This window comes from Streptomyces sp. NPDC003042 (assembly GCF_053591315.1).
The window spans coordinates 1-23,914 of sequence record NZ_JBSFTP010000022.1; the positions used below are offsets into that span (position 1 = coordinate 1).

24 protein-coding genes are annotated in these 23,914 nt (G+C 71.8%); 12 read left to right on the forward strand and 12 right to left on the reverse strand.

The features are described 5' to 3' along the window. Positions 1 to 224: 224 nt before the first annotated feature. The 3 genes from ACWDYJ_RS14215 to ACWDYJ_RS14225 form a co-directional block, all read right to left on the reverse strand. Positions 225 to 1,769, reverse strand: coding sequence for a fused MFS/spermidine synthase (locus ACWDYJ_RS14215; protein WP_451565800.1), 1,545 nt, complete (start codon positions 1,767 to 1,769; stop codon positions 225 to 227). A gap of 127 nt (positions 1,770 to 1,896) precedes the next feature. Beyond that, positions 1,897 to 3,138, reverse strand: a complete 1,242-nt coding sequence (locus ACWDYJ_RS14220; protein ID WP_451565801.1) for an RNA polymerase sigma factor — start codon at positions 3,136 to 3,138, stop codon at positions 1,897 to 1,899. A 17-nt stretch (positions 3,139 to 3,155) separates the two neighbouring features. Further along, entirely contained in the window at positions 3,156 to 3,572 is a 417-nt protein-coding gene (locus ACWDYJ_RS14225; protein ID WP_451565802.1) for a YciI family protein, read from the reverse strand. A gap of 252 nt (positions 3,573 to 3,824) precedes the next feature. Between ACWDYJ_RS14225 and ACWDYJ_RS14230 the strand changes: the two genes are divergently transcribed. The 5 genes from ACWDYJ_RS14230 to ACWDYJ_RS14250 all read left to right on the forward strand — a co-directional run bounded on the left by ACWDYJ_RS14230 (position 3,825) and on the right by ACWDYJ_RS14250 (position 9,145). Continuing rightward, the gene (locus ACWDYJ_RS14230; RefSeq protein WP_451565803.1) at positions 3,825 to 4,685 is read left to right on the forward strand and encodes a PP2C family protein-serine/threonine phosphatase; all 861 of its coding nucleotides are present in this window, start codon (positions 3,825 to 3,827) and stop codon (positions 4,683 to 4,685) included. Positions 4,686 to 4,730: 45 nt separating this feature from the next. Further along, positions 4,731 to 5,732, forward strand: a complete 1,002-nt coding sequence (locus ACWDYJ_RS14235) for an MASE1 domain-containing protein (protein WP_451565864.1) — start codon at positions 4,731 to 4,733, stop codon at positions 5,730 to 5,732. 58 nt (positions 5,733 to 5,790) lie between these two features. Further along, positions 5,791 to 7,236: a glyceraldehyde-3-phosphate dehydrogenase gene (locus ACWDYJ_RS14240; protein WP_451565804.1), complete on the forward strand. Its 1,446-nt coding sequence runs from the start codon at positions 5,791 to 5,793 to the stop codon at positions 7,234 to 7,236. A gap of 86 nt (positions 7,237 to 7,322) precedes the next feature. Continuing rightward, positions 7,323 to 7,853 (forward strand): GNAT family N-acetyltransferase, encoded by a 531-nt coding sequence (locus tag ACWDYJ_RS14245; RefSeq protein WP_451565805.1) that lies wholly within the window; start codon positions 7,323 to 7,325, stop codon positions 7,851 to 7,853. Further along, positions 7,802 to 9,145 (forward strand): phytase, encoded by a 1,344-nt coding sequence (locus ACWDYJ_RS14250; RefSeq protein ID WP_451565806.1) that lies wholly within the window; start codon positions 7,802 to 7,804, stop codon positions 9,143 to 9,145. Before ACWDYJ_RS14245 ends, ACWDYJ_RS14250 begins: the two co-directional genes overlap by 52 nt. Before the next feature lie 75 nt (positions 9,146 to 9,220). Here the strand turns inward: ACWDYJ_RS14250 and ACWDYJ_RS14255 are convergent, their stop codons facing one another. Together ACWDYJ_RS14255 and ACWDYJ_RS14260 are read right to left on the reverse strand one after the other, a co-directional pair. Beyond that, the gene (locus ACWDYJ_RS14255) at positions 9,221 to 9,682 is read right to left on the reverse strand and encodes an SRPBCC family protein (RefSeq protein ID WP_451565807.1); all 462 of its coding nucleotides are present in this window, start codon (positions 9,680 to 9,682) and stop codon (positions 9,221 to 9,223) included. Further along, positions 9,679 to 9,993, reverse strand: a complete 315-nt coding sequence (locus ACWDYJ_RS14260) for an ArsR/SmtB family transcription factor (RefSeq protein WP_451565808.1) — start codon at positions 9,991 to 9,993, stop codon at positions 9,679 to 9,681. Before ACWDYJ_RS14260 ends, ACWDYJ_RS14255 begins: the two co-directional genes overlap by 4 nt. A gap of 119 nt (positions 9,994 to 10,112) precedes the next feature. On the opposite strand from ACWDYJ_RS14260, the gene ACWDYJ_RS14265 reads away from it, so the two are divergent. The 4 genes from ACWDYJ_RS14265 to ACWDYJ_RS14280 all read left to right on the forward strand — a co-directional run bounded on the left by ACWDYJ_RS14265 (position 10,113) and on the right by ACWDYJ_RS14280 (position 12,055). After that, positions 10,113 to 10,532, forward strand: a complete 420-nt coding sequence (locus ACWDYJ_RS14265; protein WP_451565809.1) for an SRPBCC family protein — start codon at positions 10,113 to 10,115, stop codon at positions 10,530 to 10,532. 57 nt (positions 10,533 to 10,589) lie between these two features. Beyond that, positions 10,590 to 11,045 carry an SRPBCC family protein gene (locus ACWDYJ_RS14270; RefSeq protein WP_451565810.1) on the forward strand — a complete coding sequence of 152 codons (456 nt, stop codon included), beginning with the start codon at positions 10,590 to 10,592 and terminating at the stop codon, positions 11,043 to 11,045. 106 nt (positions 11,046 to 11,151) lie between these two features. Beyond that, positions 11,152 to 11,517: an STAS domain-containing protein gene (locus ACWDYJ_RS14275; RefSeq protein WP_451565811.1), complete on the forward strand. Its 366-nt coding sequence runs from the start codon at positions 11,152 to 11,154 to the stop codon at positions 11,515 to 11,517. Positions 11,518 to 11,578: 61 nt separating this feature from the next. Next, positions 11,579 to 12,055, forward strand: a complete 477-nt coding sequence (locus ACWDYJ_RS14280) for an ATP-binding protein (RefSeq protein ID WP_451565812.1) — start codon at positions 11,579 to 11,581, stop codon at positions 12,053 to 12,055. A gap of 9 nt (positions 12,056 to 12,064) precedes the next feature. On the opposite strand, the gene ACWDYJ_RS14285 is transcribed toward ACWDYJ_RS14280, so the two are convergent. The 3 genes from ACWDYJ_RS14285 to ACWDYJ_RS14295 form a co-directional block, all read right to left on the reverse strand. After that, complete coding sequence (locus tag ACWDYJ_RS14285; RefSeq protein WP_451565813.1) at positions 12,065 to 12,628, reverse strand: dihydrofolate reductase family protein; 564 nt, start codon at positions 12,626 to 12,628, stop codon at positions 12,065 to 12,067. Between the two features lie 89 nt (positions 12,629 to 12,717). Then, complete coding sequence (locus ACWDYJ_RS14290; protein WP_451565865.1) at positions 12,718 to 14,952, reverse strand: ATP-binding cassette domain-containing protein; 2,235 nt, start codon at positions 14,950 to 14,952, stop codon at positions 12,718 to 12,720. Between the two features lie 42 nt (positions 14,953 to 14,994). Continuing rightward, positions 14,995 to 15,453, reverse strand: a complete 459-nt coding sequence (locus ACWDYJ_RS14295; protein WP_451565814.1) for a VOC family protein — start codon at positions 15,451 to 15,453, stop codon at positions 14,995 to 14,997. Positions 15,454 to 15,550: 97 nt separating this feature from the next. On the opposite strand from ACWDYJ_RS14295, the gene ACWDYJ_RS14300 reads away from it, so the two are divergent. After that, positions 15,551 to 16,318 (forward strand): TetR/AcrR family transcriptional regulator, encoded by a 768-nt coding sequence (locus tag ACWDYJ_RS14300; RefSeq protein ID WP_451565815.1) that lies wholly within the window; start codon positions 15,551 to 15,553, stop codon positions 16,316 to 16,318. A 10-nt stretch (positions 16,319 to 16,328) separates the two neighbouring features. On the opposite strand, the gene ACWDYJ_RS14305 is transcribed toward ACWDYJ_RS14300, so the two are convergent. Next, the gene (locus ACWDYJ_RS14305) at positions 16,329 to 17,264 is read right to left on the reverse strand and encodes an SDR family oxidoreductase (RefSeq protein ID WP_451565816.1); all 936 of its coding nucleotides are present in this window, start codon (positions 17,262 to 17,264) and stop codon (positions 16,329 to 16,331) included. A gap of 114 nt (positions 17,265 to 17,378) precedes the next feature. Here ACWDYJ_RS14305 and ACWDYJ_RS14310 point away from each other — a divergent pair, with 114 nt between their 5' ends. Beyond that, complete coding sequence (locus ACWDYJ_RS14310; RefSeq protein ID WP_451565817.1) at positions 17,379 to 18,677, forward strand: cytochrome P450 family protein; 1,299 nt, start codon at positions 17,379 to 17,381, stop codon at positions 18,675 to 18,677. Positions 18,678 to 18,686: 9 nt separating this feature from the next. On the opposite strand, the gene ACWDYJ_RS14315 is transcribed toward ACWDYJ_RS14310, so the two are convergent. The 3 genes from ACWDYJ_RS14315 to ACWDYJ_RS14325 all read right to left on the reverse strand — a co-directional run bounded on the left by ACWDYJ_RS14315 (position 18,687) and on the right by ACWDYJ_RS14325 (position 23,103). Then, on the reverse strand, positions 18,687 to 18,863 hold the full coding sequence (locus tag ACWDYJ_RS14315; RefSeq protein WP_451565818.1) for a hypothetical protein: 177 nt from the start codon (positions 18,861 to 18,863) through the stop codon (positions 18,687 to 18,689). 244 nt (positions 18,864 to 19,107) lie between these two features. Further along, positions 19,108 to 21,369 carry an alpha-N-acetylglucosaminidase gene (locus ACWDYJ_RS14320; RefSeq protein WP_451565819.1) on the reverse strand — a complete coding sequence of 754 codons (2,262 nt, stop codon included), beginning with the start codon at positions 21,367 to 21,369 and terminating at the stop codon, positions 19,108 to 19,110. A 45-nt stretch (positions 21,370 to 21,414) separates the two neighbouring features. After that, a complete protein-coding gene (locus ACWDYJ_RS14325; RefSeq protein ID WP_451565820.1) occupies positions 21,415 to 23,103 on the reverse strand; it encodes a ricin-type beta-trefoil lectin domain protein in 1,689 nt (562 codons plus the stop codon). A gap of 166 nt (positions 23,104 to 23,269) precedes the next feature. Between ACWDYJ_RS14325 and ACWDYJ_RS14330 the strand changes: the two genes are divergently transcribed. Beyond that, positions 23,270 to 23,911, forward strand: a complete 642-nt coding sequence (locus ACWDYJ_RS14330) for a TetR/AcrR family transcriptional regulator (protein ID WP_451565821.1) — start codon at positions 23,270 to 23,272, stop codon at positions 23,909 to 23,911. Positions 23,912 to 23,914: the final 3 nt, after the last annotated feature.

Below are 23,914 nucleotides of genomic sequence, written 5' to 3' on the forward strand. Positions count from 1 at the left end.
AATAAGTTTTTAAGTTTTTTGTTTTTTTTTTTATTTGTTTTGTAATTCATATATACCCTTTGAGTGCCATGGGGGGCCTTTTTTTTACAAAACAAAACCGCCCCCTCGATCGTTTTGAGGATCAGTTGGGGACCGGTGCGCCTTGACCGCTCACCGCCGCCGCTCGAACCGGTTCAGCAGTCGGAATGATGGTTCGGAGTACGGCATGGCCTGGACGTGTGTCCTCACCGGCTGCTCCGTGGGCTGTAGGGCTGGAGGAGCTGGTCGACGGGTGCGTAGTCGTCGGTGAGCAGTTGGGCGTCGCCGATCCAGGAGGTGAGGTCGTCGCCGGTGGCGATCTTCCAGCCGGTTTGCCGGGCGTCCAGTGCCTCCTGGGTCGCGCGGAGGTCGACTGGGCGGTTGGAGGCGAGCACCACCAGATTGCCGCCCGCGGAGGTGGCGGTCGGGTCGAGGCCGATATCGGAGGGTTCGCCGACGAGGGCGACGTGCTCGAAGGTTTCGCTGAGCGTGGCTACTTCGGCACGTGCGAAGGCCAGACCACCGTGATCGATGAGGTTGGCAACGTACAGGCCGTCTTCGTCGAGCACCCGCCGTACGTCAGTCATCGCTTCCACCGTAGTGAGGTGCCACGGCACGCTGACGCCCCCGAAGGCGTCGCCGACGACGAGGTCACGACTGCCGGCGTCCAGTCGCCTCAGGCCGACCCTGCCGTCCTCGGCGCGTACGTCGATTCCGCCTGCTGATCTCAGACCCAGTTGGTCGCGGTCGATGCGCACGACCCCGCTGTCGATCTCGGACACAAGGCTGTGCGTCCCAGGCCGCGTGGCCGCGAGGTAACGGGGAAAGGTGAGCCCGCCGCCGCCCAGGTGGTGGGCGGCAAGTGGCTCGCTCTTGGGAAAGGCGGCATCGACCACCGACGCGATGGCGCGCACATACTCGAACTCGAGGAAGGTCGGGTCGTCGATGTCGACGTAGGAGTGCCGCACGCCGTCCAGGACGAGTGTGCGGCCGCTGCCCCGGTCGGGGTCTGCGACGACCCGTGCGCAGTGGTACCTGGTCTCCGCGTCGCAGCCACCGGGCGCGACCATGGTGGCGAGGCCGCCGGCGACGACCACGAGTGTGAGGACAGGGGTACCGCTCCACCCGCGCGTTCGCCACTCAACCAGCGCCGAGCCGGCCACCAGCAGTGTTCCGAGACCGATCAGGATGCCGCTGACCGGCAACCGCGAGACGAGGACGAAGCCGGTGAGGACCGTGCCGACGATGGCGCCGACGGTGCCGACGCCGGACAGTCGACCGACAACCGTTCCGGTCTCGGCGAGGCTGGTCAGACGCAACTTGGTCACGATCGGCGTCACCGCGGAGAGCAGGGCGCCCGGCACGAGGATGGTCAGCGACGCGATCAACAAGAGCATCGCTGGTGCCCACTCCGCAGTGGTGCGCAGCACGGCGGGGGTGAGAGCCACGACCGCTCCCGACATCCCGAGCGAGGGGCCGATGAGCCGGCGTGGATTGACCTGGTCGGCGATGCGCCCACCCAGCCAGGAGCCGACGGCGATCGCGGTGAGGGCGATGCCGATCACCATGGTGCTGGTCTCGAGGGTGAGGCCGAGGTAGGGAGCCAGCAGCCGCAAAGCGACGATCTCCACCACCAGAACCGCGGCCGACGACCCGAACACAAGCACGGCAGCGGCGCGGGGACCCAGGCCGTAGTTGCGAGGCGTGCCCTCGGCGACGGGCGAGGAGGACGATCTGGTCACGGGCGACATCCTTGCACGCGACTCATCGACAGCATGCGGAAATCCTCATTCCTCCAGCCGCCCAGGACCGGTGCGACGGCGTCAGACCGCGCTCAGCCGACGGACGTTGGGTCCGACCGCCGTGGGCGGCGGCCGGTCACGCGGGTGGGTCCTTCGCGGTGCGGGCGGCCCGGGACTGGAGGTAGCGGCGCTCCGGGATGCTGAGGGTGAGGCCGGCGGCCTTCGCGTAGGCGGCGCGGGCCGCCGCCCCGTCGCCGGCCATCTCCAGGAGGTGGGCCCGTACGGCTTCGAGGCGGTGGTGGCCGGCGAGGTGTTCGTCCTCGTCCAGCTCCGAGAGCAGGGCCAGGGCCTGCCGCGGCCCGTGCACCATCGCCACCGCGACCGCGTGGCCCAGGCGTTCCGCGGGGCCGGGGACGAGGCGGACCAGGATCTCGTACAGGCCCAGGATCTCGGCCCAGTCGGTGTCCTCGTCGCTCGCGGCCTCGTCGTGGACGGCCGCGATCGCGGCGCGCAGCTGGTAGGGGCCGAGCCGGGTGCGGGTGAGGGCGTCGCTGACCAGGGCGACTCCCTCGGCGACGGCCTCGCGGTCCCAGAGCCCGCGGTCCTGTTCGGCGAGGGGGACCAGGCTGCCGTCGGGCGTGGTGCGCGCCGCCCGGCGGGCGTCGGTGAGCAGCATCAGGGCGAGCAGTCCGGCCACCTCGCCGTCGGCCGGCACCAGGGCGTGGACCGCGCGGGTGAGGCGGATCGCCTCGGCGGCGAGGTCGGCGCGTTGCAGGTCGCGGCCCGACGTGGCGGTGTAGCCCTCGTTGAAGATCAGGTAGAGCACCTGGAGCACGTCCGCGAGCCGCTCGGCGTAAGCGTCGTCGTGCGGTATCCCGAAAGGCGCGCCCGAGGCCTTGAGCCGCCGTTTCGCCCTGGTGATGCGCTGGGCCACGGTCGCCTCGGGCACCAGGTGGGCGCGGGCGATCTCCGCCGTGGTCAGGCCGCCCACGGCGCGCAGGGTCAGGGCGACCCGGGCGGCCGGGTTCAGCTCGGGGCTGCAGCACAGGAAGAGCAGCTTGAGGGTGTCGTCCTCGGCGGGGGCACGGCTCTCGCCCGGCGGCGGCGCGACGAACTCGTCGCGGGGGGTCAGCGCCGCCGCCGTCGCCTCGCGGCGCCTGCGGGCGTCCTCGCCGCGCAGCAGGTCCATGAGACGGCGGGAGGCCACTCGGATCAGCCAGCCGCGCGGATTGCCGGGGCGGCCTTCGCCGGGCCACTGGCGCGCGGCGGCGAGCAGGGCCTCCTGCACCGCGTCCTCGGCGAGGTCGAAGTGCCCGTAGCGGCGGACGAGCGCGCCGAGGACCTGCGGCGCCAGCCGACGCAGCAGGTACTCGTCCACGGGTGCGGGACCGGCGATCAGATCTCGGTCCCCGTGCCCTCGCCGACCGGGTGGACGACGACCGGGTAGTTCGGTGTGCCCTCGGGGACGGGGCAGGCGTGGGCGCGGGCGGCGATCTCGGCGGCCCGTGCGAAGTCGGGGACGTCGACGATCCAGTACCCGGCGAGCACCTCCTTGGTCTCCCCGTACGGCCCGTCCGACACCACCGGGGTGCCGTCGGGGCCCGCGGTGACGAAGCGGGCCCGCTTGGGTTCCGCGAGCCCCTGCCCGTCGACCAGTTCGCCCACCTCGGCGAGGTCGTCGTTCAGCGCGCCCATGTGGTCGAACATCGCCTTGAGGTCCGCTTCGGACCAGGCCGGGCTGTCGGCGCTCGCCTTGCCGGCCATGGCGTCGTAGTCGGACTGCTTCCCCAGGAGCATCAGCATGTACTTCATGAGGTGTCACTCCTTGTGCTGCTTCTGTTCTGTCCTGTTCGCCGGCCGCCACCGCGGTGGCCTCTCGCAGGGGACGTCGGAGCCGTACCTCCCATTTCGACACGTCGGCCGCGGCTTCGCGCGACGGCCTGCCGACCGCCCGGGGCGGGAGCGCGGGTGACGCTCTCCCGATGTGATCAGCGGACCGTCCAAATAGGATGAATCCGGGCTTGTGTGCCAGGGCCCGGAATCGGACGTACCCCGGAGCGGTCCATGAGCCCCCATCGGCCCACGAGGTCGGCGACCGCCGACGACCTGCTGATCAGGCTCGGCCGGCTCACCGCCCAGGCGAGGGAAGGGGCGGAGCTCCAGCAGGCCCGGGTGGAGCTGGCCGAGGCGTTGCAGCGGGAGATCCTGCCCGCGGCGCTTCCGGCCGTGCCGGGGCTGCGTACAGCGGCCTGCTACGCGCCCGCCCGGGACGGCCTGAGCATCGGCGGTGACTGGTACGACGGCTTCCGGCTCCCCGAGGGGGCCCTCGGGTTCTCCATCGGTGACGTGGAGGGTCACGACGTCGAGGCGGCTGCCTTCATGGGGCAGGTACGGATCGCCGTGCGCGCGGTCGCGGCTGCCGCCGCCGATCCGGGCGAGGTGCTCAGCCGGGCCAACGATCTGTTGCTGTCGGTGGACTGCGATCTCTTCGCGACCTGCACCTTCCTGCGGTTCGACCCCGTCACGTGGGAGATCCAGAGCGCCCGCGCCGGTCATGTGCCCGGGGTGTGGGCCACGATCGACGGTGAGCACGGCATCGCGGAGGACGACGGAGGCCTGCCCCTGGGGATGCTGCCGGATTCGCACTACCCGGTGACCCGGCGCCGGCTGACGACGGAGGGCGCGTTCGTCCTGGTCACCGACGGCGTCGTCGAAGGCCCGTCGTTCCCGATCGAAGCGGGGCTGGAGCGGGTGGCCGAGGTGGTCAGGGCGGGGGCGGGCGCCGACCCCCGTGAGCTGGCCGCCGAGGTGATGAAGGTCGCCGATTCCACCGGCCACGCCGACGACGCGGCGGTGCTCGTCCTGTGCCACGAGGCGGGCAGTCCAGGTCCAGGCACGGACCGGGTGACTCCCGGGGCCCCGTAGCGCGTGTCACGCTCCACCGGCGGCCGCGGACTGCTGTCTGATGAAGTGATGCGCACCGAGGACCTGCGACGTCTGTGCCCGGCTGTGCTTCGGATCCTCGCCGTGGCCGCCGCCTACTACGGGGGCGGACGGGTCGGCCTGCTCCAGCAGGTGGTGATCGACGGCGCGGTCGTCACGCCTCTGTGGCCGCCCACCGGCATCGCCGTGGCGTTCCTGCTCTGGTGGGGGCTGCGCGTCTGGCCGGGGATCGCACTCGGAACCTTCCTCGTCATCCAGTCGATCAGCCCGATCGACCCCGTCGGTGTCGGGATCCTGGCGGGCAACACCCTGGCTCCCGTGTGCGCCTGTCTGATGCTGCGCCGGGTCGGCTTCCGCGTCGCCCTGGACCGGCTCCGCGACGGCCTGGCGCTGGTCTTCCTCGGCGGTCTGGCACCGATGCTGATCAGCGCCACCGTCGGCACGTGGCTGCTCGTACTCACCCACAGCCTGCCGCACAGCGGATTCTGGACGGTGTGGTGGACTTGGTGGGCCGGTGACGCCATGGGCGTGCTCGTGGTCACGCCGCTGCTCCTGGTCCTGCGCAAAGCCCGCCTGCCGCAGGATGTCTACCGGTGGGCCGAGGCGAGCGCCCTGCTGCTGTCGGCCGTCGCCGTCACCCTCCTGGCGACCAGGAGCCAGCTGGCGCTGCTCTTCCTCGTCTTCCCGCTCCTCATCTGGGCGGCCCTGCGCTTCCAGTTGCCGGGGAGCGCACCCTGCGTGCTGCTGGTGTCCGTACTGGCGAACTCGGCGGCCATCGACCGGGCCGGTCCCTTCTCGGACCACACACTGGTCGAGGCCATGGCCAACCTCCAGGCGCTCAACGGCTGCGCGGCCCTGACCTCGTTGCTGCTGTCGGCGCTCGTCACCGAGCAGAGCGACATCCGCCTGAGGATCGAGCAGGCGTGTCAGGACCTGGCCGAAGTGGTGGAGCAGCTCTCGTCGGGGAAGCCGACACCCCGCTGGCCGCGGGCGGGGGAGGACAGTCCCCGGGGCGGGGGACCCCTTTGATTGATCAAACCGGGGTGGGGTTAGCATATGAGCGCCGCCTAGCTCGAAAGATAAACCTGTGACTGTCAACGACGACTCGTTCACCAACTGGAAGAACCGCGAAGAGATCGCGGAATCGATGATCCCGATCATCGGGAAGATGCACCGCGAGCGGGACGTCACCGTCCTGCTTCACAGCCGCTCCTTGGTGAACAAGTCGGTGGTCAGCATCCTCAAGACCCACCGATTCGCCCGGCAGATCGCCGGTGAGGAACTCTCGGTCACCGAGACGCTGCCGTTCCTCCAGGCCCTCACCACGCTCGATCTCGGCCCGTCCCAGATCGACATCGGCATGCTCGCCGCGACGTACAAGACCGACGACCGCGGTCTCTCGGTGGAGGAGTTCACCGCCGAGGCCGTCGCCGGCGCCACGGGTGCCAACAAGATCGAGCGCAGCGAGCCGCGCGACGTGGTCCTGTACGGCTTCGGCCGCATCGGCCGCCTCGTCGCCCGCCTGCTCATCGAGAAGTCCGGCTCCGGCAACGGCCTGCGGCTGCGCGCCATCGTCGTCCGCAAGGGCGCCGGCCAGGACATCGTCAAGCGGGCCTCGCTGCTGCGCCGTGACTCCATCCACGGCCAGTTCCAGGGCACGATCACCGTTGACGAGGCGAACGACACGATCATCGCCAACGGCAACGAGATCAAGGTGATCTACTCCAGCGACCCGACGTCGGTGGACTACACCGAGTACGGCATCCAGGACGCGATCCTCATCGACAACACCGGCCGGTGGCGCGACCGGGAGGGCCTGTCGAAGCACCTCCAGCCCGGTATCGCCAAGGTCGTCCTGACCGCGCCGGGCAAGGGCGACGTCCCCAACATCGTCCACGGCGTCAACCACGACACGATCAAGCCGGACGAGCAGATCCTGTCCTGCGCCTCCTGCACCACCAACGCGATCGTCCCGCCGCTGAAGGCCATGGCGGACGAGTACGGCGTCCTGCGCGGCCACGTGGAGACCGTCCACTCGTTCACCAACGACCAGAACCTGCTGGACAACTACCACGAGTCGGACCGCCGCGGTCGCTCGGCGCCGCTCAACATGGTGATCACCGAGACGGGGGCCGCCTCCGCCGTCGCCAAGGCGCTGCCCGACCTCAAGGCGCGGATCACCGGCAGCTCGATCCGCGTCCCGGTCCCGAACGTCTCGATCGCGATCCTCAACCTGCGGCTCGCGCGCGAGACCACCCGCGAGGAAGTCCTCGACTACCTCCGCAACGTGTCGCTGGCCTCGCCGCTCAAGCGCCAGATCGACTTCATCAGCGCCCCCGACGCGGTGTCGAGCGACTTCATCGGCTCGCGCCACGCCTCGATCATCGACGCCGGTGCCATGAAGGTCGAGGGTGACGACGCGATCCTCTACCTCTGGTACGACAACGAGTTCGGCTACTCCTGCCAGGTCATCCGGGTCGTCCAGCACGTCTCCGGTGTGGAGTACCCGACGTACCCGGTCCCGATGGCCTGATGGCCTGATCGCGCCCGGCGGGGGCAACCGGTGCCCATCGGCACCCGGTTGCCCCCGTCGGCGTTCCGGCCCGCGCACGGTGCACGGTGCCCGATGGAGCCGGCACGGGCACCGAGCCCGCCGGGGGCGGATGGTCGGCCGCCGAGTACGAGGGCCACGGCTACGCCACCGAAGCGGTGCGCGTGGTACTGGCCGACCTGTTCCAGCGCCGGGGCGCGCACCGCGTCTCCGCCGAGTGCGACGCACGCAACCTGCGCTCGGCGGCGCTCCCGCGCCGCGTGGGCTTCACGCGGGAAGGCCGCCGCCAGGCCACCTGGGGCAAGGGCGCATGGACAGACGACCTGCTCTTCGGCCTCCTGGTCTCCGACCGCCCCGGGGCCGCCCCCGCCCCCGTAGCGTGTAGGCCGCTTCACGGCGGGAAGACGCCCGGGTACCCGCCGTCGCGGGGGCCGTCGGCCGAGTTCACCCACTGGTTACGCGTTCGCCATTCCTCCTTGGCGATCAATACGGTGCGACAGGTGACGTTGGGTTGTCCCCGCAACCCCCCATCCCCTCAGGAGACAAGGTGCGTCAGACCTCACGCCGTGGTTCCGCCGTCGCCGCCGCCACCGCGGTGATCCTCGGGACCGCGGCCATGCCCGCGCACGCCCTGGGCGACCTGCGTCCGCGTACGGCTGCGCTCCCCGTCGTCACCGCCGCAGTCGAGACGCCGTCGCTCTTCGACGACGAGGCCGGCGGCAACGCCAACGCCGACGACCCGGCCATCTGGCGCAACCACCGCAACCCCGACGCCAGTCTGGTGATCGCCACCGCCAAGGAGGGCGGCCTGCGGGTGTACGACCTGGACGGCCGCCAGGTGCAGGCGCTGTCCGCGCCCGCCGCGCCGGGGGAGGAGGACAAGCCCGGCCGGTTCAACAACGTCGACCTGGTCACCGGCCTGCGCTTCCCCGACGGCCGCCGACACGACGTGGCCGTCGTCTCCGACCGGGGCCGCGACCAGTTGCGCGTCTACCGGATCGACCCCTCGCGGCCCTCCGCGCCCCTGGTCGACGTCACCGACGAGTCGGCCGCGCCGCTGGTCTTCTCCGCCGACCAGGCCGAGGTCAACGACCAGCGCACCGCCTACGGCCTCGCCGCCTGGACCGACGCGGACACCGGCCGCTCCTACGCCGTCACCAGCCGCCGCCACACCACCACGCTCGCCCTGACCGAACTCACCCCCGCGGCGACCGGCAAGGTCGGCTACCGGGTGGTGCGCACCGCGTCCCTCCCCTCCGCGTTCACCCTCCCGAACGGCGCCACCTGGTCGCCGTGCGCCGAGCCCGGCGAACTGCCCCAGGTCGAGGGCATGGTGGTCGACCCGGAGAGCGGAGACCTGTACGCCGGTCAGGAGGACGTGGGGATCTGGAAGCTCGACGCCGACCTGCGCGACGACGCCGAACTCATCGAGAAGGTCCGCTCCTACGGAGTTCCCGGCACCTACGACGAGACGGGCGAGGAGTGCGTCACCGGAGCGGATCCCGGCTTCGGCGGCCGCCACATCAGCGACGACGTCGAGGGGCTGACCATCTGGCGTGACCCCGAGGACCCGGAGGACGACGGCTACCTGATCGCCTCCAGCCAGGGTGACAACACCTTCGCCGTCTTCGACCGCGACGACGACAACGACTTCGTCCGCGGTTTCCGCATCGGCGCCGGCGCCGCGGCCGGGACGCCCGACGGATCCGAGGAGTGCGACGGCGCCGCGGCCACCAGCGCACCGCTGGGTACGCGTTTCCCGCACGGCCTGCTGGTCGTCCAGGACGGCGCGAACACACCCGCGGGCGTGGACGCGGCCGGGGAGACCCGGACGGACACGGACTTCAAGTTCGTGGACTGGGGCACGGTGGCCCGCACGGTCCGCCTCTGACGGCGGGAGAGGGCGGACGCGAGGAGGCGTCCGCCCTCTCCCGCGTTCCGGCCCGCGCGGAGCGCGGTGGCGGGCCTACATCCACAGGTCCGGTCCGGGGTCCGCACCCTCGGCGCGCAGTGCGAGACGCTCGACGTAGTGCTGCCAGCCCTCCTCGTGGGCGGCGCGGGCCTCGGGCGAGGGCAGGCCGCTGTGGGTCAGGCGGAGCAGGGTGGTGCCGTCGGGGGCGGGGGCGAGCGTGATCTCGACCGTGGTCGAGCCGGGCGGTACGGGCATGCCGCCTTCGGCCCAGCCCCAGGTGAACACCAGCCGGTGCGGCGGGTCCACCGCGACGAAGCGCCCCTCGGCGACGTTCTCGCCCGTCACGTTCGTCCGGTAGGCGCCGCCGGGCGCGAACACGAACTCGCCCTCCCGGCCCATCCAGGACAGCCACCTGTCGCGGTCGGTGAAGAAGGAGAACACGGTCTCGGGGCGCGCGGCGATGTGCCGCTCGACCGTCACCACGCCGTCGGCCGCCGCGCCGCCGTTCGCACTCACGCGTCCGTCCCTTCCGCCCGCTCGGCGGCCTCGGCCAGTTCGGCGAGGGCGTCGAGCTTCGTGGTCCACATGGACCGCAGGTAGTCGGCGAGAGGGCCCATGGCCTCCCGGTCCGCTCGGTAGAAGCGCTTCTTGCCGTCCCGGCGCAGCGTAACCAGGCCGGCCTCCCTCAGCACCTTGAGGTGCTGGGAGACCGCGCCGAAAGTGACCTCGAACCGCTCGGCGATCTCGCCCGCCGACAGCTCCTCGTCCCAGACCAGCCGCAGAATCTCGCGCCGCCTGGGTTCGCCGACCGCCCGTACCGCGTCCATGCCCCTCATTTTAGCCACCGCTTCAATTTGCCATCCCGGCGGCGTTCATTTTAGTGTGGACTAAAGCGAATGCTCCGGCATTCCCGCCGGAACCCCCGCAGAGAGGCACAGGAGCGGCCATGTCCGAGATCACCTTCCAGACCGACATCGACGCCGACCGGACCACCGTCCAGCAGGCTCTGACGCACGACGGCCTCCCCGGCTGGTGGACCACCGACGTGAACCACGAGGGCGGGACCCTCCTCCTCGGCTTCCCCGGGATCCCCGAGCCCTTCCGGCTCCGCGAGGACCGCGCGGACCGGGACGAGGTCGTGTGGACCTCCGTCGGCGCGTTCCCGCCCCACTGGACCGGCACCGTCATCACCTGGCAGCTGGCCGACACCCCGGGCGGGAGCGGCACCCGGGTCGGCTTCCGGCACGCCGGCTTCGCCGACGGCGACCCCGACCTCGCCCACACGGCCGACACCTGGGGCCTGCTGATGGGCAGGCTGAAGGGATACAGCGAGACGGGTACCCCCCAGCCCTTCTTCTCCCTCTGACACGCAGCCCCTTTGACACGCACCACGCTTGAGCAAGCAGTCCCCCGAGAGGCAGCCATGACGATCGATGTGACGGCCGAGCGCGTGATCCCGCTCCCGCCCGGCCCAGTTGCGGCGTACGCCATGGACTGGCGCCACGACGCCGAGTGGACCCAGGGCATCCGCGAGGCGGCCCTCACCCGGCAGGCGGACGCCGGCGGCGGGTTCGGCGTCGGCGCCGAGGTGACCCGTACGGCGTACTTCCTCGGCAAGCGCATCGACTACGTGCTGCGCGTCGCCGCGTACGAACCCGGGCGGCTGCTGGACATGGTGTCGGTCGCCGGTCCGATGCCCATGCACGTCACGTACACCTTCGACCCGGACCCGGGTGGCGGTACGCTCGCCCGCATCCGCGTCCGGGGCGACGCCGGCGGTCTCTACCGCGTGGCCGCACCGCTCATGGCGAGGAAGGTCCGCTCGTCCCTCGTCAAGGATCTGCGCGACCTGGAGCGGCGGCTACGGACGCCCGCTTGAGCCGGCTGCCCGAGCCGGATCCCGCCAGTCCGGGAGGCCGGCGGGCGCATATCCCGCCGGGACGGGGGCAGGCGTAGGGGCAGCCGGAGGGAATGGGTGATGCCGGATGGTGCTCGGAACGGACAAAGAGCGGTTCACGGTCGCCGTACAGCCGATCGACGGCGCGGTCGTCCTCACCCTCGCCGGGGAGCTGGACCACGACACGGCCGGGCCGTTGCGGGCGGCCCTCGACGCGGCGGCCAGGCGAGGGGGCCGGTTGGTGGTGGACATGGCGGGGCTGGAGTTCTGCGACTCCACCGGGCTCAACGCCCTGCTGCACAGCCGGATCACGGTCCAGGAAACCGGCGGCAGCCTGGAGCTGGCCGGACTGCGCGGCTCGGTCGCGCGGATGTTCCGCATCACCGGCGCGGACGGGGTCTTCCCGGTCCACACGGATGTGGCGCAGGCGCTGGACCTGCCCTCGGGAGAGTGAGTGAGGAGCCGGTACGCGCGACAGAGCGGGTGGGACTGATAGGGAAAGGGGTCGGAGAACGATGGAGCAGCGCGGGTCGGCGGACCGGAACTGGCTCCTGGTTCTCGACGGGATCCCCGACCCCGTCTCCCGCAGCCGCGACTTCACCCGCCGGGCCCTGACCGCCTGGCACTGGCTGCCCGCCGAGGGCGAGGCGATGCGCGACGCCGCCGACGACGTACTCCTGTTGGTCTCCGAGGTGGTCGCCAACGCCTGCCTGCACGGCGGCGGGCCCGGGGCGCTCGTCCTGGACTGCACCGACGAGCGGCTGCGGATCGAGGTGACGGACACGAACCCGGCGCCGCCCGTGGCGAAGACCATCCACCAGGTCGATCCGGGACGGCCGGGCGGACACGGGCTGCTCATCATGGACCGGCTGGCGCGGGCCTGGGGCTCCCGGCCGGGTGCGCGCGGGAAGTGCGTGTGGCTGGAGGTGCCCTGCCCGACGGCCCGGGCCTCGGCCGTCCGGGGCGAGTCGGGGCGCGGCGCCGCCGGCTGACGGCGGCCGTCAGGGGCGCTCGTAGTGGAGCAGGACCACCCCGTTGCCGAAGGCGTGCGTGTCCGCGAGGCGTAGGGGGACGACGGGCGTGTCGGTGGGCGGGAAGAGCGGCTTGCCCCGCCCGATGCGCACGGGGTGGACGTAGATCCGGTACGCGTCCACCAGGTCGTGGCGCAGGAACGAGGCGGCCAGATCGGCCCCGCCCAGGCAGAGGTCGCCGCCGGGCCGGGCCTTGAGCGCGGCGACCTCCGAGGGGACGACGTCGCGTACGACCGTGGTGTTCCAGTCGGCGCGCGGCAGGGTGCGGGAGTAGACGTACTTCGGCATGTCCCGCCAGATCCCGGCGAACTCGGCCATGGGCCCGCTGATCGCCGGGTCGGCGTCGGCCGTGGGCCAGAAGTCGGCCATCAGCTCGTAGATGACGCGGCCGTGCAGGAAACCGCCCATCTGGCGGAGCGTGTCGTTGAAATGCTGGTGCAGTTCGTCGTCGACGACGTGCCAGTCGATCTGCCGTTCGGGCCCCTCGATGAAGCCGTCGAGGGACACCGACATCACGAGCACGATCTTTCGCATGGCGACAGAGGTTACTCACCGGCCGGTGCGAAGGCCGGAGCGACACCGCTGCGGCGGTGATCGAACTCCGGCATCCGCTTCCGTCGCCCCTACGAGCCGACGTACTCCCGCAGATGGCGGGCGGTCAGCGTGTCCGCCTCGGCCACCAGCCGGGCCGGGGTGCCCTCGAAGACGACGTGCCCGCCGTCGTGGCCGCCGCCCGGGCCGATGTCGATCAGCCAGTCGGCATGCGCCATCACCGCCTGGTGGTGCTCGATGACGATGACCGAGTTCCCGTCGTCGACCAGCCGGTCCAGCAGCGCGAGCAGCTTGTCCACATCGGCCATGTGGAGCCCGGTCGTCGGCTCGTCCAGGATGTACGTCGCCGACTTCTCCGCCATGCTGATGGCCAGCTTGATCCGCTGGCGCTCACCGCCCGAGAGGGTGTTGAGCGGCTGCCCGAGCCGTACGTAGCCCAGCCCCACGTCGGCGAGTCGGCCCAGGATCGCGCGCGCCTGGCCGGTGGTGAAGAACTCGTACGCCTGGGCCACCGGCATGTCGAGCACCTCGCTGATGTTCTTGCCGCGCAGCCGGTACGTGAGCACCTCGGGCGTGAACCGCCTGCCCTCGCACTCCTCGCACACCGAGGCCACCCCGGCCATCATCGCCAGGTCCGTGTACACCAGCCCGAGGCCGTTGCAGTGGGCGCAGGCGCCTTCCGAATTGGCGCTGAACAGTGCCGCCTTGACCCCGTTGGCCTTGGCGAAGGCGGTCCGGATCGGATTCAGCAGGCCCGTGTACGTCGCCGGGTTGGACCGGCGCGAGCCGCGGATCGGCGACTGGTCCGCCACCACGACACCGTCCCGCCCGGCCAGGTAGCCGTGGATCAGCGAACTCTTTCCGGAGCCCGCCACACCGGTCACCACGGCCAGCACGCCGAGCGGCACGTCCACGCTGACGTCCTTGAGGTTGTGCAGGTCGGCGTCCTTGACCGACAGCTGCCCGCGCGGCGTGCGGACCTGGTCCCGCAGCCGTGCCCGGTGACCGAGGTGCCGGCCGGTGAGGGTGCCGGAGGTGTGCAGCCCGGCCACGTCCCCGCTGTAGCAGAGCTGTCCGCCGGCGGTGCCCGCGCCCGGGCCGAGGTCGACGACGTGGTCGGCGATCGCGATGACTTCCGGCTTGTGCTCCACCACCAGCACCGTGTTGCCCTTGTCGCGCAGCCGCAGCAGCAGGCTGTTCATCCGCTCGATGTCGTGCGGGTGCAGGCCGGTGGTCGGCTCGTCGAAGACGTACGTGATGTCGGTCAGCGAGGAGCCCAGGTGCCGGACCATCTTGACCCGCTGGGCCTCACCGCCCGACAGGGTGCCGGAGGGGCGGTCCAGGCTGAGGTAGCCGAGGCCGATCTCGACGAGGGAGCTGAGCAGGCCGCGCAGGTTCGCGAGGAGCGGGGCCACGCCCGGGTCGTCGATCCGGCTCGCGAACTCGGCCAGGTCGCTGATCTGCATCGCCGAGCAGTCGGCGATGTTCAGTCCCTCGATCCGCGAGGACAGCGCTGCCGCGGACAGGCGGGCGCCGCCGCAGTCCGGGCAGTCGGCGAAGACCACGGCGCGGTCCACGAAGGCCCGGATGTGGGACTGCATGGACTCGCGGTCCTTGGCCAGGTACGTGCGGCTGATCTTCGTGATCAGACCTTCATACGTGAAATTGTTACTTCCCACCTTCACCTTCACCGGTGACTTGTGCAGGAAGTCGGCCCACTCCTGCTCGGTGAAGTCCTTCAGCTTCGTATCGGCGGAGTAGAAGCCGGAGTTGGCCATGATCTGCCAGTACCAGGAGTCGACCGCGAAGCCCGGAACCGTGATCGCGCCCTCGTTGAGGGAGAGTTCGCGGTCGACGAGCTGGTCCACGTCGATGTCGGAGACCTGGCCTATGCCCTCGCAGCGCGGGCACATGCCGTCCGGGGTGTTGAAGCTGAACGCGGAGGAGGTGCCGATGTGCGGGGTGCCGAGCCGCGAGAAGATGATGCGCAGCATGGTGAAGGCATCGGTGGCGGTGCCCACCGTGGAGCGGGAGCCGGCCCCCATGCGCTCCTGGTCGACCACGATGGCCGCGCTCAGATTGTGCAGACCGTCCACGTCGGGACGGCCCAGGGTCGGCATGAACGACTGGAGGAAGGCCGTGTAGGTCTCATTGATCATGCGCTGCGACTCGGCGGCGATGGTGCCGAAGACCAGCGAGGACTTGCCGGAGCCGGAGACCCCGGTGAAGACGGTGAGGCGGCGCTTGGGGATGTCGAGGGAGATGTCCGCGAGGTTGTTCTCCCTCGCGCCCCGGACCTGGATCACCTGGTGGCTGTCGGCCGGGTGTGCGAGGTTCACGTGGCTTCCCTACTTGTGGTCGTCGACGGACTGGATGTCGCCGGACTGGATGTCGCCGGACTGGCTGTCGACCGGCTGGTCGCCGCCGGCCGGCGCGACCCAGTCGACGAGCTCGATGATGACGCCGTTCGGGTCGGTGACCTGGAACAGCCGCTCGCCCCAGGGCTCCTCGCGCAGCTCCATCGTGATGGCGACGCCCTCCGCACGCAGCCGCTCGTACTCACCCAGGAGGTCCGCCACGGTCAAGACGAGGATCAGGCCGGCCGCGTGCTGGTCGCGGAAACCCTCGGGCAGGATGTCGAGGCCGCGCCGCAGGAAGATCACATGGTGGCCGCCGCCGGGGTGGGCGAGGGAGACGAAGCCGTCGGCGGCCATGGCCTCCTCGTAGCCGAAGTGCTTGCTCAGGAAGGCGGCGGAGGCGGTGACGTCGTCGACGTTCAGCGATATGGCGGTACTGGTGATCTGCACGGAACTCCTCGCGGTCGGGGTGTCTCGGGCTTACTCTATACAGTGTACTCTATACACTGTAGGTAATTATTGAATACAGGCTGGGAAGGGATCGGACATGTCTGCGAAGGACCGGAGCGGCGCGGGCGACCCCGTCCGTACGCTGGAGCTCCTGTGGCGCGAGCCCGGGTACGAGGCGCCCCCGGGACGGCGCGGCCCGCGTCAGGGGCTGAGCGTCGACGTGGTGGTCCGCACCGCGATCGCCCTCGCCGACGAGGCGGGTCTGGCCGCGCTGACCATGCGGGCGCTGGCGCAGCGCCTCGGTGTGACCCCGATGACCCTCTATACGTACGTCCCCGGCAAGGCCGAGCTGCTCGACCTGATGCTGGACGAGGCGTACCGGCACATGGCGCGGCGGGAGCCGGGCGCCGAGGAGGCGTGGCCGGTGCGGGTCACCCGGGTCGCCGACGACAACCGCGACCTGCTCACGCGCCATCCGTGGATCGCCGACCTCTCCGTCACCCGGCCGCCCCTGGGCCCCGGAGTGATCGCGAAGTACGACTACGAACTCGCGGCCTTCGACGGCATCGGTCTCACCGACGTGGAGATGGACGCCGCCCTCACCCACCTCCTCGGCTTCGTCCACGCCAACGCCCTGGGCGCCGCCGACGCCGCGGCCCACAACAGCCGCCAGAGCGACGAGGAGTGGTGGGCGCTCAGCGCGCCGCTGCTGGAGCGGGCCATGGACCCCGAGCGCTACCCCCTCGCGGGCCGCGTCGGCAGCGCGGTGGGCGCGTACAACCCCGAGACCGTCTGGGCGTTCGGTCTGCGGTGCGTCCTGGACGGGCTGGCCCGCCTGATCGAGAGCAGGCCGCCTCAGCGGTAAGCCCGTCGCCTCAGCGGTAGCCGGTGGTGTCCGCCGGCCGGCCCGGATCCTGTACCTCGACCATGTAGCGCCAGGCGTCCGGACGGCTGCCGTCGAGATCGGTGAAGCCGTAGACCTGGGCGAGCTGCCCGCTGGAGAGCGACCGGCCGTTCCAGCGCGCCACCTCCGGGTCGCCGGCCAGCGCCGCGACCGCCCGCCCGACGTACGACGGGCTCTCGGAGATCGCGAAGTGCGGCACCCTGGCCAGGGCGTCGCGCCAGTTCGCCTCCGTCACCCCGAAGGCGTCGAGCATCATCTCCGAACGCAGCCACCCCGGGGTCAGCGCCACCGCCGTCGCCCCGCGCGGCCCCAGCTCGTGCCCGAGCGCGAACCCCATCCGCAGCACCGCCGACTTGGCGAGGTCGTAGAAGAACGACACCCGGTAGCGGCTGCCGTTGTACTCGGCCGTGCCGTCCGTCATCTCCACCACCAGCCCGCCCGGCTCCCGCAGCAGCAACGGCAGGGCGAAGTGGCTGGTGATGGCGTGCGTGTCCACGGCGAGGCGCAGCAGCCGCAGCCCTTTGTCCAGATCGTGCTCCCAGACGGTGCTGTCCCACTCGAAGAGCAGCTCCCCGCCCCAGACGTCGTTCACCAGCACGTCCAGGCGGCCCTCTTCGGCCTCGATCCGCCCCACGAGCGCCTCGACCTGCGCGGGCACCAGATGGTCGGCCACCACCGCGACGCCCCGCCCGCCCGCCGCCGTGACCAGCTCGGCCGTCTCCTCGATCGTCTCCGGCCGGTCGTACTCCGAGCGGCGCGCCGCGGTGCTGCGCCCCGATACGTACACCGTCGCGCCGGCGGCGCCCAGCTGCACCGCGATGCCCCGGCCGGCGCCGCGGGTCGCACCGGCCACGAGGGCGACCCTGCCCGTGAGACCGCGCCCCGCACCCTGCTCCGAACTCGCCATGCGCCGACCCTATGCCGCGCCCCGGCGGTGCGGCACGGCCGACGCGGCCTTGAACAACACACGGTGCGGGCCGCACTGTTGACCGAGTCCCGTTCGTCAGATCAGGAGATCTTCTTGTCACCGCACACCTCACCCCGGCACGTCATCGACCCGTCCGGCGGCTGCCCGCACGCCCTCAACGCACGGCTGCGGGCCCAGGGTGCCGTGGCAGAGGTCGTCCTGCCCGGCGGCGTACCCGGCGCGGTGGTCCTGGGCCACGACGCGCTGAGGGAGTTCCTCGCGCACCCCGATGTGGCCAAGGACGCCCGGCACTTCCCGGGGCTGCACGACGGCACCGTCCCCGCGGACTGGCCGCTGCGGGTCTTCGCCAACGCCCAGGGCATGCACACCGCCGACGGCGCCGACCACCGGCGCCTGCGCTCCCTCGTCGGCAACGCCTTCACCGCACGCCAGGTGGAACGGCTGCGGCCGCGCGTCGAAGAGCTCGCCGACACCCTGCTCGACGACCTCGGCCGGGCCGCGGCCGAGTCCCCGGACGGGATCGCCGACCTGCGCACCCACTTCGCCCTGCCGCTCCCGATGAGCGTCATCTGCGAACTGCTCGGCGTGGACCCCGAGCACCGCGCCCGCCTGCACGACCTGTCCAACACGGTGATCATCGCGACCGACACCACCCCGGCCCGGGCGATGGCCGCCGTACGGGAGCTCGTCGAGCTGATGGGCACCATCGCCGCCACGCGTCGCGAGGCCGTGGCTCTGGGAAACGGGGGTGAGGACCTCACGAGCGCCCTGATCGCCGCGCGCGACGGGGACGGCGGGGACGGGGACGGCGGGGACGGCGTCGGCGACCGCCTCAGCGAAGCCGAACTCATCGGCACCATGCGGCTGATGCTCGTCGCGGGCCACGAGACCACCCTCAACCTGATCACCAACGCCGTCCGCGCCCTGTGCACCCACCGCGACCAGCTCACCCTCGTCCGGGAGGGCAAGGCCACCTGGTCGGACGTGGTGGACGAGACGCTGCGCTGGGACGGGCCGGTCAGCTGGTTCCCCTTCCGCTATCCCACCCGTGACCTGACCGTCGACGGCACCGTGATCCCGCGGGGCACCCCCGTCCTCGCCGGTTACACGGCAGCCGGGCGCGACGAGGCCTTCCACGGCCCGGACGCCGACCGCTTCGACGTCACCCGCCCCGGGGCCGCCCGCAACCTCTCCTTCGGGCACGGCGCCCACTACTGCGTCGGCGCCCCGCTCGCCCGGCTGGAGGCCACCATCGCCCTTGAGCGGCTCTTCGCGCGCTTCCCCGATCTCGACCTCGCCGCGCCCGGAGCCGAACTCCCGCACCAGCGCAGTTTCATCGGCAACAGCGTCGAGGCACTGCCGGTCCGCCCGGTCCGCCCGGTCAGGGCGTAAGGCGCCCGTTCACCCGTCTTCGTACGCCCCGTCAGCGATGCGCAGCGGCGGGATCAGCGGGCCCGGGGCGGCCGGCCTGCGCTTGCGCAGTTCCACCACGCCTTCGGCGAGCCCGTCCCAGCGGTCGCAGGCTCCGGCGGCCGGTGCCGTGGTCCCGGGCGGTCGCTCCTGCTCGGTCTCGGACATGTCGGTCTGCTCCTGGGGCCCGTCGGCGCGGCGGCGCTTCGGCCCGATGTCGTCATGGCGTCGGAAAGGGCGGCCGCCGGAACGTTCCGGTGGCCGCCCCTGAGCGTTTCCGGGCCAGTGAACCCAGTGCCGGCGCCCTTCGGGGATCCCCTCGGTCGGATGTCCCCCGCACGGGTGGCGTGATTCCCTCGGGTGGATGATCGTGACCGCGTGGTGCGGGCGCGGCCCCGGCCGGTGGTGTAGGTCAGCCGGTGGCCGCCGGGGGCAGCATGGCCGCGACCCCGGCCGCCAGCGCGTACGGATCGCCGCTCGGCGCGGCCGGATGGCGGGTGGTGCGCCTGGCCCACTCCTCCTCGAAGGCGTGCCAGTCGATCTCCCGCGGCGCGGTCCCCCGTACCAGCGCCTCCTCCAGCGAGTCGAAGTAGACCGTCCAGCGCCGGGCGTACAACTCCGAGATCAGACCACTCCATTCGCGGTTCGCGTAGTCGTGCAGGAAGCCGCCCTCACTGGTGTCGCGGCGGCCCCACACGGTCAGGATCGAGCGCGCGTCGTACTCGTTGCGCGTCTTCTCCCGCGCGTCCGCACCCCAGGAGCGGGCCGCCTCCAGCCAGCCGCCGAGCAGGAAGTTCGGATCGGATCCGGTGAGCGCGTCCAACTGCCTTTCCCCGCGCTCCCATTCGGCCGTCAGGCCGCGCAACAGGGGCAGGTTCTTCGCCTCGTAGGCTGCCCTGATCTTCGGCAGCAGCACCCGCGAGTGATTGGCGAGGGCCTGGCGGGCGGTGTCCACCAGGTCGAACCGGTAGGCGCTGGAGCCGCGCAGCTCGGGGGCGACCCGCAGCAGGTGGTCCAGGGCTCGGCGGACCGAACCGGCCGGGTAGCGCATGGACTTGGGACTCCAGTACGCCGCCCCCGCCGCGGTCAGGCTCGGCCGGGCGGTGAACAGGCTGTCCTGGGACTCCGACCACAGCCCCGAGGAGGTGCTGTACGGGCCCTTGCGCAGCTCCTCCCAGGCCGCGGCGGCCCCGGCGTCGGGCCGCCCGTACCGGCGGGCCGCGAAACCGGCGAACCAGGCCCGCTGGTCGATCGGGCCCGGCTCCCAGGCGAGGTCGGTGAACAGGTCGAAGGCGGCCGGGTTGGTCCCGGTGGCCTCCGGCAGGTAGGCGATCCCCGTCAGCGCGCTGTCGGCCTTGCCCCGCCAGGCGGCGAAGCGGTCAGTCCACACCGAGGTGTTGGCGCCGATCGTGGTGTGCCCGCCGAAGTTGTAGATCGTGCCCATCGCGTACGGGGCGCCGCCCCAACCGGTTTCCCGGTCCAGGCGGTTGTACCGGTCGGACAGCCCGTCCAGGATCAGCAGCTTCGAGGTGTCCACCCCGGCGAGCAGCTCCGGGGCCGGATCGTCCTGCCAGCCCAGCACCGCCCACAGCGCCCCCGGGTGGGCGGCGTGCAGCGCGCGCTGGACGGCCCCGGCGGCGGAGCGGACGTCCACCGGGCCCGTCCGCCCGCCCTCGTGCATCGGGCTCATCCGGTACATCGTGCTGTCCCCGAACACCGCGCGCTGCTCGGCGTAGTACGCGGCCGCGAGCCGCCCGAAGACCGGCGAGGACGGATCCAGCCAGTCCGGCCGGTCGAAGCCCGCCCAGTCGCCCTGCGCCACCGTGACCGCGCCCGGGTTGCGGCCGGCGAACTTCGGCGGCACCGTGCCGAAGTAGCCGGGCAGCACCGGCGTCATCCCCAGGCCGCGCAGGTGCTCGGCGATCCGCCCGCCCAGCTCGGCGCGCTCGCGCATCATCCGCTCGGAGACCGGACCGCCGAAGCCGCTCAGGTTCTGCAGCAGCCACCAGCTCTGGTGCCCCGGCCCGGGGATCCACTCCCGCAGCTCCGCGGCCGAGTAGCCGAAGCCCTGGAGCGCGCGGTAGTACGGGTACTCGGCGCCGACCTGCACGAACACCTCGTTGACCCCGTGCAGGGCGAGCAGGTCGATCTGCCGCTGGTGCTGTTCGAAGGAGCGGTACGGGCCGGAGTACCCGTCGTCGGTGTCGTTGAGCGCGTACCGGTGCGGGACCAGCGCGCCGCGGGTCACCGGCGCGGGTACCGCCGGCAGCGTCGCGGGCAGCATCCCCAGGCTGTCGCCGGGCCAGCCGATGTCCGCCCCGGCGACGTGCTGGAGGTACCAGCCGACCCCGGTGAGCAGCGTCGCGCCGGTGGAGCCGCGCACGGTGACCGCGCCCGCCCGGCCGGACACGGTGAAGGTGTCGGCCCCGGCGGCCGGGTCCGGTACGAGGGTGAACTGCCCGGCGTGCCGGGGGAGCAGCCGCTCCAGCGCGGCCCGCGCCGGCGCGGCGTCGAAGGTCTGGGGCCGCGGCGCCGACGGCCGTACGTCGGCCCGTACGGCCGGACCCGCGGCCGGGGCGGCGGTCCCCGGGGCGGCCCCCGCGCACACCAGGGTGAGCAGCGCGACGGGCAGCGCCAGCAGGGCGGCGCGCGCCGGTCGCCGGCGGCGCGGCATCGGTGTCGCTGTCGCTGTCGCTGTCGAGAGAGTCATCCGCGCGCCTCAGACCGGCAGGGCCCAGGCCTGGTCGGCCTGGTGGTCGCCGCAGGCCGTCAGCCGCAGTCGCTCGGCCGGGGCGTCGGGGGTCGCCGGGGCAGCCGGCGCCGTCAGGCACAGCCCGCTCGACGCCTCGACCAGGGCTCCGTCGCGCCGGTGCTTCCAGCTCTGCCCCGGCTCCCGTCCCGGTGCGCAGTCGGCCAGTTCCACCTGACCCAGCCCGCCCGCCGAGAGGCATTCACCGGCCAGCCGCAGCTGCCCGCCCTCGCCCAGGATCCAGCGCTGGTCGGCGCCCGCGGTGCAGGAGGACAGTACGACCGCACCGACCCCGGTGGTGTTCGCGCCGTCGGCGCACTTGGCCCCGAGCCCGACGATCTGCCCGGTGGGCACGGCCTCGGCGCAGCCGCGCGGGGTGAGCCGCCAGACGGCCGTGTCGTGCCCGGCGAGCCGGCCGGTCAGCGAGCCCGAGGCCGCGACCGCCGTGCGCTGCCCGTTCCACAGGTTCCGGGCGTCCACCGCGCAGGAGTACAGCCCGATGTCGGCCAGCGGTACGGAGATGTCACGGGTGCCGGCCGACCGGTTGAGTACGGCCACCGCACGGTCGCCGTTCGCCAGCGGGCGGGCGAGCACCTCGAAGGTGGCGTTGGAGGAGACCACCGCGCCCTGGCGGCCCATCGGGTCCTGGTCCAACTTGATCATGTCGGTGTTGCCGAGTGCGGCGAGCCCGGCCGGGGTCAGTTCGGAGACCTGGGAGGACAGGATGAAGGGGGCCGCCATCATGGCCCACAGCCCCACCTGGCTGCGGCTCTCCGCCTCGCTCAGCCCGGGGGCGCCCGCGATCAGGAAGTCGGGGTCGTTCCAGTTGCCGGGGCCCGCGTACCGGCCGAGCCAGCGGTTGTAGCCGTAGTTGCCCATCACCGAGCTCCACCGCGAGGTGGCGGGAGCGGTGGGCTGGTAGACCTTGATGTCCCGGCCCTCGCGCCACAGCTGGCTCGTTTCGCCGACCCAGTCGAGGACCCTGTGCCAGTCGGAGCCGCCCCATTCGCCCTCCTGGAAGTAGGCGGGCGCGGAGGCGGAGTGCACCATCGCCCGGCCGCTGTCGCGCAGCGCCTTCGCGACCGCGTTGTACGCGTCCCGGTAGGCCCGCTCCTTCGTCTTGCCGGGCGGCACCCACAGGTTGCAGCCGTCCATCTTGACGTAGTCCACTTTCCAGGACGCGAACAGCCGGGCGTCGCGCGCGTAGTGGTCCTCGCCGCCGCCCTCGGGCGCGCCGCTGCCCGGGTAGCGCTCGCAGGTGAGGGAGCCGGCGTCCTCGTAGATGCCGAACTTCAGGCCCTTGGCGTGGAGATGTTCGCCGAGCCAGGCCATGCCGTGCGGGAACTTCTGCGGGTCGACGACCAGATCGCCCTGTGCGTTCCGGTCCTTCAGCATCCAGCAGTCGTCGATGGTGACGGTGTCGTACCCCTTGGCGGCGAGGCCGGTGGACACGAGCGCGTCGGCGTTGGCGACCACGGTGGCCTCGTCGATGTCGCACATGTAGTGCGCCCAGTTGTTCCATCCCATGGGTGGGGTGAGGGCGAGCGGAGTGTCCCGGGTCGCGGTCGGCTCGCCCGTCGCCGGAGCGGGGCAGAGCACGAGGGCGAGCAGGGTGGCCGCGGTCAGACAGGGGAGCGACGCACGCAGGCGAGGCGGCACGGGGTCTCCTTGAGGGGGGCGGTCGTGCGCCCAGTGCATCGACGTGACTACCGTCTGTCAACATAAGTCGATGATTCTCGCTCAATGACCAGCAATATGGGTGCAGTCGGCGTCAGGCGACCGAGGTCGTCCGTGGTATGTGACAGTGGCTGATACGTTGTATCTCATGCCGCGAAGATCAGCCGCCCTGGAAGGCGCGACCCCCGAGGCCATCGCGCGCGCCGCCCTGCGGATCCTCGACGAGGAGGGCCCGGCCGCGCTCAGCTTCCGCGCCCTCGCCGACCGGCTCGGCGTCTCGCACGCCACCGTCCAGCGACGCTGCACCGACCTCGCAGGCCTGCTCGACCTCTGCACCGAGCACCTGGCCGCCCAACTCCCCGAGATCCCGGTCGGCACGGACTGGGCCGAGGCCACCGAACTGCGGTTCACCTCCTTCTACCGGCTGCTCACCGCCCACCCCGGACTGCTCGTGCTGCGCGGCGGCCGGCCCTGGCTCGGCCGCCAGCTGCTGGCCCGGCTCGTCGAGCCCGCCCTCGCCGACAGCGTCGCCGCCGGGATGACCGCGGCCGAGGCCATGACCGTGTACCGCCGCATGTACCTGCTCACCCTGGGCAGCGCGGCCTTCGTGGACCACCGCGACCCCGCGGCGGCCACCGCCGCGTCCCGGGCGGCCCTCGCCGCGCTGGACCCGGCCGAGTTCCCGGTGCTCGCGGGCGCGGTGGCCGACGTACTGCCCCCGCTGACCGACCACGAGGTGTACTACGGCGCCCTGCGCCAGCTGATCGAGTGTGCCCGCCCCGCCGCCTGAAAG

Coding starts and splice junctions, on each gene's coding strand:
- ACWDYJ_RS14285 (WP_451565813.1), bottom strand. CDS start 12,628: ATGCGAAAGATCGTGCTCGTGATGTCGGTGTCCCTCGACGGCTTCATC.
- ACWDYJ_RS14270 (WP_451565810.1), top strand. CDS start 10,590: ATGACGATCGATGTGACGGCCGAGCGCGTGATCCCGCTCCCGCCCGGC.
- ACWDYJ_RS14315 (WP_451565818.1), bottom strand. CDS start 18,863: ATGTCCGAGACCGAGCAGGAGCGACCGCCCGGGACCACGGCACCGGCC.
- ACWDYJ_RS14265 (WP_451565809.1), top strand. CDS start 10,113: ATGTCCGAGATCACCTTCCAGACCGACATCGACGCCGACCGGACCACC.
- ACWDYJ_RS14230 (WP_451565803.1), top strand. CDS start 3,825: ATGAGCCCCCATCGGCCCACGAGGTCGGCGACCGCCGACGACCTGCTG.
- ACWDYJ_RS14330 (WP_451565821.1), top strand. CDS start 23,270: ATGCCGCGAAGATCAGCCGCCCTGGAAGGCGCGACCCCCGAGGCCATC.
- ACWDYJ_RS14260 (WP_451565808.1), bottom strand. CDS start 9,993: ATGGACGCGGTACGGGCGGTCGGCGAACCCAGGCGGCGCGAGATTCTG.
- ACWDYJ_RS14280 (WP_451565812.1), top strand. CDS start 11,579: ATGGAGCAGCGCGGGTCGGCGGACCGGAACTGGCTCCTGGTTCTCGAC.
- ACWDYJ_RS14305 (WP_451565816.1), bottom strand. CDS start 17,264: ATGGCGAGTTCGGAGCAGGGTGCGGGGCGCGGTCTCACGGGCAGGGTC.
- ACWDYJ_RS14320 (WP_451565819.1), bottom strand. CDS start 21,369: ATGCCGCGCCGCCGGCGACCGGCGCGCGCCGCCCTGCTGGCGCTGCCC.
- ACWDYJ_RS14275 (WP_451565811.1), top strand. CDS start 11,152: ATGGTGCTCGGAACGGACAAAGAGCGGTTCACGGTCGCCGTACAGCCG.
- ACWDYJ_RS14300 (WP_451565815.1), top strand. CDS start 15,551: ATGTCTGCGAAGGACCGGAGCGGCGCGGGCGACCCCGTCCGTACGCTG.
- ACWDYJ_RS14215 (WP_451565800.1), bottom strand. CDS start 1,769: ATGTCGCCCGTGACCAGATCGTCCTCCTCGCCCGTCGCCGAGGGCACG.
- ACWDYJ_RS14225 (WP_451565802.1), bottom strand. CDS start 3,572: ATGAAGTACATGCTGATGCTCCTGGGGAAGCAGTCCGACTACGACGCC.